The 12463-nt window shown below is 56.3% G+C and carries 9 protein-coding genes; all 9 read right to left on the bottom strand.

Going from position 1 to position 12463, the window contains the following annotated elements:
- Positions 1–299: 299 nt before the first annotated feature.
- Positions 300–1193 (bottom strand): 2-hydroxy-3-oxopropionate reductase, encoded by an 894-nt coding sequence (locus G3N94_RS06530; protein WP_205791284.1) that lies wholly within the window; start codon positions 1191–1193, stop codon positions 300–302.
- Positions 1194–1219: 26 nt separating this feature from the next.
- A complete protein-coding gene (locus G3N94_RS06525; RefSeq protein WP_205791381.1) occupies positions 1220–2014 on the bottom strand; it encodes an aldolase/citrate lyase family protein in 795 nt (264 codons plus the stop codon).
- Between the two features lie 44 nt (positions 2015–2058).
- Entirely contained in the window at positions 2059–3399 is a 1341-nt protein-coding gene (gene gudD, locus G3N94_RS06520; protein ID WP_205791283.1) for a glucarate dehydratase, read from the bottom strand.
- Between the two features lie 42 nt (positions 3400–3441).
- Complete coding sequence (locus G3N94_RS06515) at positions 3442–4800, bottom strand: MFS transporter (protein ID WP_205791282.1); 1359 nt, start codon at positions 4798–4800, stop codon at positions 3442–3444.
- 185 nt (positions 4801–4985) lie between these two features.
- Positions 4986–5879: a LysR family transcriptional regulator gene (locus tag G3N94_RS06510; protein ID WP_205791379.1), complete on the bottom strand. Its 894-nt coding sequence runs from the start codon at positions 5877–5879 to the stop codon at positions 4986–4988.
- A gap of 497 nt (positions 5880–6376) precedes the next feature.
- Positions 6377–7321: a PDR/VanB family oxidoreductase gene (locus tag G3N94_RS06505; protein WP_205791281.1), complete on the bottom strand. Its 945-nt coding sequence runs from the start codon at positions 7319–7321 to the stop codon at positions 6377–6379.
- Between the two features lie 52 nt (positions 7322–7373).
- A complete protein-coding gene (locus tag G3N94_RS06500; protein ID WP_205791280.1) occupies positions 7374–8618 on the bottom strand; it encodes an aromatic ring-hydroxylating dioxygenase subunit alpha in 1245 nt (414 codons plus the stop codon).
- A gap of 249 nt (positions 8619–8867) precedes the next feature.
- Positions 8868–9914 (bottom strand): glycine betaine ABC transporter substrate-binding protein, encoded by a 1047-nt coding sequence (locus tag G3N94_RS06495; RefSeq protein ID WP_205791279.1) that lies wholly within the window; start codon positions 9912–9914, stop codon positions 8868–8870.
- Positions 9915–10759: 845 nt separating this feature from the next.
- Positions 10760–11908, bottom strand: coding sequence for a porin (locus G3N94_RS06490; RefSeq protein ID WP_205791278.1), 1149 nt, complete (start codon positions 11906–11908; stop codon positions 10760–10762).
- Positions 11909–12463 lie beyond the last annotated feature (555 nt).

Raw genomic sequence — 12463 nt, 5'->3', positions numbered from 1 at the left:
ACAACGCCTGTCCACAACTCCCACGTACCTCGTTAGTGCCAATGCCTACCCACCCGAAAATGTCGGTGGCTATTATGGCTACAGTGAATTTCTCAAGGCGATCACCGGCTCAGCGCCCTCCCGAGCACGAATACATGCTCGACCGGCATGACGAACAATTCGGTCCCTCCGCACTCGACCATGACCTCATCCTGGTGCGCCTTTAGCGCGTCAAGCTTTGAGCGCCAGACGGTCATCGTTCGGCGATTCAGTGAGCCGAATTTGCCGAACAACTATAGAGTAACGTTCAGGTCAGAGATTCAAGGGGCCTCTTGTCCGATCTTGAAATTGGAGAGAGTCTCGAGCGCTGTGACCATGGCAGAATGATCCCAAGCGTTCCCGCCATGTGCGGCGCAGGCATTGAATAGTTCCTGTGCAGTCGCGGTATTGGGCAACGACACGCCGATCGCGCGAGCACTGGCCAATGCCAGGTTGAGGTCCTTTTGGTGCAGTTCGACACGGAAACCTGGATCGAATGTCCGTTTGATCATGCGCTCGCCGTGCACTTCGAGGATACGGGACGCCGCAAATCCCCCCATCAATGCCTGACGCACCTTTGCCGGGTCCGCTCCCATTTTTGATGCGAACAGCAGCGCTTCCCCGACTGCTTCGATGTTCAGTGCAACGATGATTTGGTTGGCAACCTTGCATGTCTGGCCGGCACCGTTTTCTCCGACGAGCGTGATGTTCTTGCCCATCAATTCGAATAGTGGCTTGACTTTCTCGAATGCCGCTTGGGGCCCCCCGACCATGATCGTCAGCGTCGCGGCCTTGGCACCGACCTCGCCCCCAGATACAGGTGCATCGAGATATTCGCAATTCAACGCATTGATACGCGTGGCGAACTTCTTGGTCTCCACCGGGGAGATCGAACTCATGTCCACGACGATTTTTCCGGCGGAAATCCCCTCGGCTACGCCATCCGCATCGAAAAGCACGGACGCGACATGTGGTGTATCCGGCACCATCGTGATAATCACGTCTGCGTGTTGCGCCACCTCCCGCGCACAGCCGCACGGCGTTCCGCCCGCCTGAACCAAGGCGTCGGGAATGCAGGTGCGACTGTACAGATATACGTCGCGCCCACTCTTGATGAGGTGTTCGGCCATGGGCGCACCCATGATGCCGAGGCCAATAAAACCGATTTTGCTCATGATCGCTTTCTCCATGATGGGATGTATCAATAGCCTTTGCCCACAGCCTCGGCAGCAGATGCCGGGCTTCGCATTGTGCTAAGGATCTGCTGCGAGCCGGCTGCCAGCAGCCGGGCGTCGGAACTGACGGTGACGAACTGGAATCCTTTCGCGATACGTCGCAGCGCACTCTCGGGAGTGCCGTTGTGAATGCCGGCGATCACACCGTGCTCGCGTGCTTTCGCCAGCACGTAGTCGATTGCCTCGTCCACTGGCGGCTCGACATCGTCGAAGGCCGGTTTGCAGCCAAGGGATAGCGAGAGATCCGACGGTCCGATATAGACCGCGTCAAGCCCTTCGACGCTCAGGATCGCTTCCAGGTTGTCAAGCGCCTCACTGGTCTCGATCATCGCGAATCGGACGATGGTCTCGTCGGCATGATCTGGATAATCCGATCCTCCGTAGAGCAGCGCGCGCACCGGACCGAAACTGCGGCCACCTCGCGGCGGATAGGACGTCGAGACAACCAGTCGTTCCGCATCTTCCCGGGTGCTGACCATCGGGCAAATGACGCCATAGGCCCCCGCATCGAGCACCTTCATGAGAATTCCCGGATCCAGCCACGGAACACGCACGACCGGCACGGCAGCAGTCGTCGAGATCGCCGTCAGCATCGACACAGTGGCCTGATAATCTACGACTCCGTGCTGCATATCGATCGTCAGCGAGTCCCAGCCCTGATGCGCCATACACTCTGCCGAAAAGCCGTCGGGAATCGCCAGCCAGCCGTTTACAACCGCACCACCGGCTCGCCATATTCTTCGAAGTCGATTGTCTCGCATAGCTTCATGCTCCATCGCCGAAATGTCAAAAGGAATGCGAAAATTTAGCGCACCATACAAGGACGCTTGTTGTCGAAGGTCCATCCGGGAATCAGAAACTGCATCGCGACCGCGTCGTCGCGGCTTCCCAGTCCCATGTTCCTATACGCCAGATGCGCCTTCTCCACCTCCGCCATGTCGATTTCAATACCCAAACCAGGTTTCTTCGGAACATGCACCATCCCGCCCTCGATCCTGAGTGGCTCGCGGGTCAGACGCTGCCCGTCCTGCCAGATCCAGTGCGTGTCAATCGCCGTCACCTTGCCGGGCGCGGCCGCGCCGACGTGTGTAAACATGGCCAGCGAGATGTCGAAATGATTATTTGAATGGGAACCCCACGTCATGTCGAACATCTCGCACAGTTGCGCCACCCTGACCGCGCCCTGCATCGTCCAGAAGTGCGGGTCGGCCAGCGGGATGTCCACCGACCGCAATTGAATCGAGTGCGCCATCTGGCGCCAGTCGGTCGCGATCATGTTGGTTGCCGTCGGCAGTCCGGTCGCGTGGCGAAACTCCGCCATCACCTCGCGTCCCGAATAACCGTTCTCGGCGCCGCACGGGTCTTCCGCATAAGCGAGCACGCCGTGCTTGTCGCGGCACAGACGAACGGCTTCCGCGAGTGACCAGGCGCCGTTCGGGTCCAGCGTGATCCGCGCGTCGGGAAACCGTTCGTGCAGCGCAACGATCGCGTCCATTTCCGCGGCGCCGTCCAGCACCCCGCCCTTGAGCTTGAAGTCGTTGAATCCGTAACGGTTCCGGGTGGCCTCGGCAACCCGAACGACCGCCTCCGGCGTCAGCGCGACTTCGTTGCGCAGCCGGAACCATGCATCGTCGGCATCCGGTTCGGAGCGGTAGTCGAGATTCGTCTTGTTGCGGTCGCCGATGTAGAAAAGATATCCGAGCATCTCCACGGCATCGCGTTGCTGACCGTTGCCCAGAAGCGCGGCCACCGACACGCCCAGGAACTGGCCGAGCAGATCAAGTAACGCCGACTCGACCGCCGTTACGGCGTGAATCGTGGTACGCAAGTCGAATGTCTGCAGCCCGCGGCCGCCAGCGTCCCGATCGGCAAACGCGACGCGCATCGCATTGAGAACGCCGTTGTACTCGCCCAGCGTCTTGCCAACGATCAGCGGACGTGCGTCGTCGATTGTCCTCCTGATCGCCTCGCCGCCCGGTACCTCGCCGAGCCCGGTATTGCCAGCGCTATCGGTTAGGATTACGATGTTTCTGGTGAACCAGGGGCCATGGGCGCCGCTCAGGTTCAGCAGCATGCTGTCCCGGCCTGCCACTGGAATGACTCGCAGGTCGGTCACGGTCGGGGCGTCGGAAAATCGTGTAGTCATAGGGATCTCCGGAAAGTCGAATGAATTTGGCCGTGGCGCGGGTCACTTGACCAACGACTTGACCAGCACGACGCGCTTGATCTCGCCGACAATGAACAGGTAACAGACGATGGCCATCGCCGCGTTTGCACCGACGAACAACAGCGCGCCTGCGAACGAACCGGTCGCCTGGACGATGTAGCCGATGACGATTGGGGTCGTAATGCCGGCGGTGTTACCGAACGTGTTGAACAGCCCGCCCGACAGTCCGCCCGCCTCTTTGGGGGAAGTATCGGAGACCACTGCCCACCCCAGTGCGCCAACGCCCTTTCCGAAGAAGGCCAGGGACATCACCGCCACAACGATGGCATCGGCCTGGATGTAGTTGCAGGCAATCATGCTGGTCGACATCAGCATGCCGACCACGATGGGGATCTTGCGAGAAACCGAGAGGGAAAAGCCGGCCTTCTTGAGGCGGTCCGAGAACCACCCTCCGGTGATTCCCCCGAGGAATCCGCAAATCGCGGGCAGCGAGGCAACGAAGCCGGCAGCAAGGATGGTCATCCCGCGCTGCTGCACCAGATAGACAGGAAACCAGGTCAAAAAGAAGTACGTCAGAGTCGTGATGCAGTACTGCCCGATATAGACACCGAGCAACATCCGGTTGCCGAGCAGCTCCTTGATGCACGTCCACGCGTCCACCTCACGGCGCTTCGCGGAAGTCTTCGCGCCGTCGAGGTTGATCAGAGCCCCGCCGTCCTCCAGATACTTCAACTCACTTGCGCTGATATCCGGATGTTGAATCGGACTGTAGATGGTTTTGAGCCATACGAATGCGGCAACGACGCCGATTGCTCCCATGAACAAGAACACGCTTTGCCAGCCATAGGTGTGTACGAGCCACCCCATGATCGGCGCGAAGAGCACGGTCGCAAAGTACTGCGCGGAGTTGAAGATTGCCGACGCCAACCCACGCTCGTGGGTGGGAAACCACGCGGAGGTAATCCGGCTGTTACCGGGAAAGGACGGGGCTTCCGCCGCCCCGACGAGCAGCCGGAGCGCGAAAAGCGCGGCAACTGCGGCTCCGCCGGTCAGGAAACCGACCGTACCCTGGAACAGGGTGAAAACCGACCATAGCAGGATGCTGAAAAAATACGTGACCTTCGAACCGAATCGATCGAGCAGCCACCCGCCGGGCAACTGTGCGATCACGTAGGACCACGCAAAGGCTGAAAAAACGTAGCCCATTTCGACAGAGGAAAGCCCCATCGAATTCTTGATCGCCGATCCGGCGATGGAAATTGTCGCGCGGTCCGCATAGTTGATCGTCGTGATGACGAAAAGCATCGCAAGGATGCTCCAACGCGCGTGGGAAGCCAACTTGCCCACGACAGGCGCGCTATTTGCCTGTGTGTGTTCCATGAATGTCTCCTCCTACTCAGGGTCGGAGCGCGGCGAGCATGGGTGCCGCGCCTCCACTTGTGTCCCAGATTGTGGAAGACGATCAATTCACTATCAAATCAACTGATGACGGCTCCGATTCAAAAAATGAATACTCGGAGGTCATCGGCCGGGGATGGCACATGACCGAGTCCGTGCGCGATCGGTCATCGATTCATGAACTCGCCAAGAATGCGAGCCCGAAAGATCCCAAGGATCGGGTTATCGTTATTCCTCCGATAAGAACACACCGTCTCCACGGGCAACTCAGGTTCGGTGGTAATGCGTCGCATCACGACGCCCTCGAAATGCAGGCGTGTCGCCGCTTCCGGAATCAGGGCCACCCCGATCCCCATGTGAACCAAAGCCAGCATGGTGTGAATTTGGGCGACATATTCGACAATGTCCGGAGCAATCCCGGCCCGATCGAAGATGCCCTGCAACAGACGGTAGAAATAGTGTGCCTCATACGGCGAGTACATCAAGAATGGCTTGCCGTGAAGGTCCGCGGCTACTGGGTGTTCGGGCCAATCTGCCGCCTCCCGTTCAGGAATCGCGAGAACCAGCCCCTCCTTCGCGAGGCGAACGGTCTCCAGTTCGACATGCTCGATATGGGGCCGCATCAGCCCCATATCGAGTTGTCCTGACGCGAGCGCCTCCAACTGGCTGCCACTGACCAATTCCTTGAGCGTGAGTGAAACACCCGGTGATTGCTGCCGCACCAAGCGCACTAATTTCGGTAGCAACCCGTAGCCCACGGCCGCGGTGAATCCGATTGACAAAGAGCCTATCTCACCCCTTGCGACTCGCCGCGCGATATACGTTGCTTCCTCGGCCAAACGCAAAATGCGCGCAGCCTCTGGAAAGAACGATCGGCCGGCCGCCGTCAAACGAACTGCACGACTGGACCGATCCAGGAGCGGCGTGCCGATCTGATGTTCCAACAACCGGATCTGTCGGCTCAGAGGCGGCTGGGTCATATTCAGCCGTTCGGCAGCCCGACTGAAGTGCAATTCCTCTGCGACTGCGACAAAGCAACGAATCTGGCTAATCTCAAACATTGACGAGGTACCGGCGATATTTAGATAGTTCTCGCAAGGGGCAACGACCGCGCCGCGAAGTCCCTCGTTCAGCCACATGAATCGGATCCGACGGAGTGTGGGCAGTTGGCAGGGTGCCGCCTTCGCAACTGATCACCCCCGTTCTTGACGAGCGGCAATTCTCTTCGGACTTCGATATGGCAATGTGCGAATGGCCTCGCGAGCCTCCCGCCGTCGCGAAAAAAGTCGCGCGCATCGGCGGACAGCACATTGCCCACTCGCAAGAATTCGTCGAGAACACGGGTTACCGCAAAGCTGACAACCTGACTTGGGCAAGAATTCTCTATATTTGCCCGAGTCAGGTTGTCAGCACGCTACCTGGAGGTACAAAGCGGGACCAAACTATAACGTGGCAGGACTGCCGCAGCAAGAACGGCGCGGACAACGTGTCCGCGCCGCTAAACGGCATTCACGAGCTATGAGGATTTTGCACATAACAGGCGCGGCCGAAATTGCGATCACATATCCAATATTAGCGTGTCCGAAATCGCCCTAGAACAGCAAAGGAGGATTTGCTTGCCTTCACGTTTTTCCTCATCAGTCAGATACTCATCTCGATGATCCGCAACCCCCCCCTTTAACCCCGTTAAACATGTACCACAGAGCCCCTGCTCACACGAAGTCGGCACCGCGACACCGTTGCTTCTCAAAGCCTGAGCAATCGACTGGTTCTTTGGAACTGTTACCCTCTTTCCACTATTCGAGAGCTCCACCACGAATTCATGATCTGTCTCAGCATGAACCACTTCAGCGGAAAAGCGCTCCCGATGAACATTGGCGCCGGCCCATCCGAGCGAATCCGCTGTCGCGACAACCGCATCAATCAGCTCGTTTGGGCCGCAAACGTAAACATGCGCATCCTGTCGAGGATTGGCGAGAATCGTCGCTAGATCGAGCCGCGATCCGCCTAAACTACTAAAATGCAGTGTCACATTGTCCCGCCACGCCACGGACTCGATCAGATCCTTGAAGGCCATTCGTTCATGATCGCGTGCGGAATAGTAAAGATGAAAGGGGCGGCCGCTTTCGTGGAGCTGAGTGGCCATACTGAGTATCGGCGTGATGCCGATACCGCCAGCGATCAACAACGAGTATTGACCGTCCTGAACAAGCGGGAAATGATTTTTCGGCGGCGAAATCGCAACTTTGTCGCCGAGTTTCAACCGGTGCACGGCGATCGACCCACCTCGTGATGTCGGCGACAATAGCACGCCGATACAGTATCTGTCCCCTTCAAGCGGGCTATTAAAAATCGAATACTGTCTCACCAACGAGTCCGTCAACGCTACGTCGATATGCGATCCGGCGGTAAATGTCGGCAACGATCCACCATCTTCCGCCCGCAATTGGACCGCGACTACGTCTTTCGCTACGGCCCGGATATCCGTTACAACAACGTTCACTCAACACCCCTCAATCATCAATCCCGCTCTGAACCTTCGGGTCAAACTGTATTCAGATTTTCCGGTTGATGTACGACTCCGCCCTACGGCAGTACCAGTCGACAAAGTCCAATACCTTACCCTCATCACTCTTCGAATACGGTCCGGGTCTATATCCTGCCGACGCGACGCCGAGATGATTGTTCTCGGACAGCCACTTGTCCTGATCGTTAGTGGCTCGCCAAAGCGCGGTCAAGTGTTCAATTTCATAGTCGACGCCTTCGACAGCATCCTTGTGCACCAGCCACTTTGCCTTCACATTTGTCCGCGTGGGCGAGACCGGCCACGCCTCAAATGAAAACGCATAGTCAGCCAGTGCATGGCTAAACGACTGGGGTTCGGTTGCCCATCGGAACGAACCGAGACCCTGGGCAGGCGCCTCCATTAACATCTTCCTACAGCCGAGTTTTCCGTCGGTCGTGAGCGACACCGCCCCTTCCGCCAGCGGAAACCGTTGCATGTCATACCACTCGCCCTCTTCGGGTCCCACCTTGAACCCCAGCCCGGTACACATCGATTGGAATTCCGTCATCCAAGGTGGCGTTTGACCGAAGTAATTTTCCTTGGAAGGATCGCGAAACGCGGTAAGCAGTTCCGGATGACGAGCGTTACAGTGGTAGCATTCTCTGCCGTTCTCCATTACGAGCTTCCAATTCGCGTCTTCCACGATCACCATTGCGTGCGCGACCTTCGCATCTTTCAGGTTATGCGGAGCCAACAACGGTTCAAGGGCCGTCCGGAACGGCCCAAACGGGGGGACGTCCTCGGAAAGTGCGATAAAAATCAAACCTGCCACGGTCTCGCACTGAACGGGGATCAGACCATGGATGGATTGATCAAAATCCGGACCCATATTTCTGGCATGAATCAGCGTGCCGGACAGGTCGTATGTCCACTGGTGATAAGGGCAGACAAGTCGGCGTGCCGCGCCGGATCCCTCCGGGCAAATGCGGGCTCCACGATGTCGGCACGTATTCATGAATGCTCGCACATTCATGTCGCGATCTCGGATGATTACAACCGACGATTTTCCGATCTCGACCGTAATGTACGAGCCAACGTCACAGATTTCCGCCTCAAAACCGATCTGCAGCCACGAGCGCTCGAATATGGCGCGCATGTCGAAATCAAAGGCCGCATCGCTCATATAGAGTGCCTGCGGCAAGGTATGCCCCGCTGCCCGTTGCGCAAAAAGCTCGGCGATACGGGAGTCGTCAGTACGGGGCAGATCGCGATCGAGCAGAATCTGAGGGCGCATTACAATGTCCTTGTCAATACCAAATAATGACCCCGCTCTGGCTGGGACAGCTCACTCGAGGTCACATTTTCTGATAATTTCATCTCTCTATCACGCAACGATGGTCGCAAAAATACCACCCAAATCGCCTTGAAAGGAGAGCTCGAAACTTCAACTGCCGTCCAAAATGCCCCTTTCGGAAAGCATTATCGACGGAAGACATCCACTTTTCCCAAAAGAAAAAATACATGTCTTCGCTCGCCTCTATAGTTACTTCAGCGAGTTCAAAACGCCTTTTGCAATTTCCGGCGGAACCCAGTCCGAGAGCAAGCCCGGATTCTTCTTCAGGAACTCCACTGCAATCGCTCGCGGCGGAGTACGGGCAGGCGGCATGGTGGCAGCAATAGCCGCATCTACACTGTCCAAGGGCACCGAAACTTTCGAGAAGAAAGAAGCAATTACCGGATTGCGGTCCGCAAACTGCTTGTTCACCATTACGCTAATTTTAGTTTCCGGTGTCGCGGACGGGCAAGGATTCGCCTGACCAGACTGGATCGATTTCCAGCAAGCCTCGTTATAGTTGGCTTCCTTCAACTGAATTGCTTTGAATTTTCCCATGACGGCCGATGGCTTCCAGTACGTATAAACGATCGGCTCTCCTCTCTGATAAGCGGATGTGATGGCCGCATCGAACGCCGCACCCGTTCCGGGATGGAAATTGGTGTACGAAGAGTTTAGCCCGTAGGCCCTCAGCTTCTGTGTGTTATCCTTTTCGCACTGCCACCCGGTAGGACAATTATAAAATCGTCCTTTCGATGGATCCTCTTCGTCTTTGAAAAGAGCGGCATACTTCTTCAGATCTTCAACCGATTTTAGGTCTGGTGCGGCTGCCTTAATGCCTCTTTTGCCGTCACCCTTGACAACGTATTCAGGCACCCACCATCCCTCCACTCCACCACCGCCTTTAATCAGGCTACCGAGCAAGGCGATTTTTCCGTCCTTCTCAGCTTGTTCGATAGACGGAACGCGACCGTGCCACATCTCCGAAAAAACGTCGACGTCACCATTGATGACCGCGGTTTGCATAATTGGACTGGCGCCCTTGACCAGTTCCGTTTTACACCCATAGCCATTTTCCAGAACAGTTCGAAGAATTTCTTCAAAAAATTGCCCGCTCTCCCACGTGACCTCAGCGAAACGTATTGGCTTCGCACTGCTGCATAATGGTGCAGTCTCGGCAGAAAATGCCATGGATGAAAAAGCTGAACCTGACACTACGGCAACACAACCGGCGATCAAACGAAACGTTCTACGCATTTGAATATTCCTCCATACCTTGAAATTTATTTATTTCAGATTTCTTCCGGATTTTATTCTTAATTATTGATTCTCTTAGCGCGTCGCAACTCACCATCAATGGCCATCGCGCACTAATTTTCGTCGTATCGCGTCGATTTCTTATTACCTCAGCACAGCCCATCTGTCACTCTTGAAGCTGGTAAGCTTGAGATTAAGTATCCAAATTCCCCGCCGCAATTCATTTCCTCGCATGATCTGCATGCGTTTTTTGATGGCAAATGGCACCAGCGCAGCACGTTCTTGCAAATTGAATGCGTTGGTGTGCGTGCATTGCCCAGGTGAACTACCAAACCGGCTACATGCACGACATGCAGGTGCTCACGGAGCCAATCCATACGTGTTGCATGCTTGCACTGTAGATCTTCGTCCAGCCGGCCGGCGTGATGACGACTACTGCGCGGCTTGTCGCCCGAGTTTCCTCCGTGCAGACACGCCAGCCGACGCTTACGCAACACGCTAGGCCGGCCTTCGCGGGCCGTTATTGGATCGGCATGCTCGACCGGTTTGAGGTGGAACACGAGGAAATTGACGCCCAGTTTGACGTTCTCGTCCTAATCACGGGCAACCTGGTGACGACACGAGCTGGCTGCGCTGCCCCGAGGGCCTGCAAAGCACACGTCACGACGTTGAGCTGACTCTGGCCGCCCGGTTGCGCGCCATGCCCCCATTGCCTGTGGTATTCCGTATCTTCGCGTCGGTCAACAAATGCTCAGAAAAATAGCGCGCCTCCGATCTGACTGGAGGCGCGCTCAATCCGACCGAGAAACGACGTCTCTATAGGCCGGTACTGCGTGGATCGTAGATCAGAAAAGGTGCCGCATTGCGATGCGCGTGACAAACTGGTGATTCGAAGACGACGAGTTATCTGTTCCCGTAATGAACGCTTGGTCGAGGAACGTACCAGTATTGCCTCCAGCGACCTTCTGGTAAACCCCTTGCAAATAGATATCCGTGCGTTTCGAAATGAAATAGTCAAACATCAAGCCCGCCTGGTGCCACTTCGGCCGTGCCGAGCCGTTACTTCCCTCGTATTTACCAAGCGTATATGTGTACATCGCTTGGGCAAAGAAAGTTGGTGCGAAACTGTACTTCGCGTTCACCTCAAAGTTGTCAAAGCGCAGCGCGCCGACCGTGATCCCGGTTGGGAAGGTCCCTGGCGTCAGGTAACCATTGCCCGTAGGGTTGTCGAGGGAGGTGTGGGAATAAACAAACCCGAACAGCGCGTTTTCGACCGTGTACGAGATGCCCGCACCATAGGTTCGATGATGGCCCGCAAAAAAGCTGGTGTCGTTGGTCGCAACTGCGCCCGCGGAGTTCGCCCCGACATTGTTGATGTCCAAATAGGCAGCAGCGAGCGACAGCGGTCCGTAGTTATATGCGGCACCGACACTATAGAGACGGTTGTTCGCGAATGCCCCAGCGGAATTACTGAAGCCGTAGACACCGCCAAACGTCACGCCTGCGATGTTCGGGCTTGCGTATTTCACGGAGTTACTGACCCGGAACGAGTTGTCGGTATTGTCGTTGTCATACGGGTGAGCAAACAGATAGCCCGAATACCAACCATTCGCCGTAAGCGGCGCCAAATAATCGACGACAGAATCGTATTGCCGCCCCATCGTCAAAGTGCCGAAGCTGTCGCTCCGCACGCCAACATAGGCCTGCCGGCCAAACAAGCGCCCCCCCTGGTTGGCCCGCCCCGTGTTCAGGTCGAAACCGCTTTCCAGTGTGAAAATGGCGTTCAGCCCTCCACCAAGATCTTCCTTGCCCTTGAGCCCCCAGCGACTGCCCTGCGCGTAGCCACTTTGCATTTGATAGCTCTGTTTCCCGCCAACGTTCGACGTATAGTTGAAGCCATCATCAATCGCGCCGTACAACGTAACCGAATTTTGTGCGTACGCCAGTGTCGAGGCGAGTCCCACCAACCCTGCTGCAATTGCCTTCATTTTCATTTAGACCTCCAAAATGATTTTTATAATCCGATTAATTTATCAAAATCCTGGAAAACTCAACTCATTCCGGCCAGCAAGAGATGTTTGCCTTCTTGCAGAGCAAAGACTATTAAGCCGTTATTTCTGCGGCAATCGAATAAATTGCATGCTGATCATGCGCTTTCTGATGCAACCACCTGAACTCCACTCCATGTATGCGTCAGGTAGTCATCGAGTTCGATGCAGTAGCCTATGCGACCTCGAGAGAGGCCATGCGAACGGGACCAAGATAGGCTCGCAAGCGTCGCAAGCATTGCAGTGCCGGCATCATGGGACGGACCCCTCTGGACCGACCGTAGAGCGCGAATTCGGCAAGCGCACGTTCGTGCTCTAACAACAAACGAATAGCCTCGAGATCTGATGGCGGAGCACACAGTGCAATCGCCTCAAAATGCTTGATGGCGGGCAATATTCTTTCAGCCAATGCGTCCATCAACGCGTTCCATGGCAACAGTTCGAATACGCGTGCTAATTCCACACCGCTGGACCGTGAGACGTCAGACGGCAAAATCGTGG

Source organism: Burkholderia sp. Ac-20353 (assembly GCF_017104785.1).
In the GTDB taxonomy this organism is placed as follows: Bacteria; Pseudomonadota; Gammaproteobacteria; order Burkholderiales; family Burkholderiaceae; genus Burkholderia.
This window is presented reverse-complemented; position numbering and strand designations above follow the sequence as displayed.

Excerpts from the sequence above, each read along its gene's own strand:
- G3N94_RS06530 (WP_205791284.1), bottom strand. The coding sequence starts at position 1,193 with ATGAGCAAAATCGGTTTTATTGGCCTCGGCATCATGGGTGCGCCCATG.
- G3N94_RS06525 (WP_205791381.1), bottom strand. The coding sequence starts at position 2,014 with ATGCGAGACAATCGACTTCGAAGAATATGGCGAGCCGGTGGTGCGGTT.
- gudD (WP_205791283.1), bottom strand. The coding sequence starts at position 3,399 with ATGACTACACGATTTTCCGACGCCCCGACCGTGACCGACCTGCGAGTC.
- G3N94_RS06515 (WP_205791282.1), bottom strand. The coding sequence starts at position 4,800 with ATGGAACACACACAGGCAAATAGCGCGCCTGTCGTGGGCAAGTTGGCT.
- G3N94_RS06510 (WP_205791379.1), bottom strand. The coding sequence starts at position 5,879 with ATGTTTGAGATTAGCCAGATTCGTTGCTTTGTCGCAGTCGCAGAGGAA.
- G3N94_RS06500 (WP_205791280.1), bottom strand. The coding sequence starts at position 8,618 with ATGCGCCCTCAGATTCTGCTCGATCGCGATCTGCCCCGTACTGACGAC.
- G3N94_RS06495 (WP_205791279.1), bottom strand. The coding sequence starts at position 9,914 with ATGCGTAGAACGTTTCGTTTGATCGCCGGTTGTGTTGCCGTAGTGTCA.
- G3N94_RS06490 (WP_205791278.1), bottom strand. The coding sequence starts at position 11,908 with ATGAAAATGAAGGCAATTGCAGCAGGGTTGGTGGGACTCGCCTCGACA.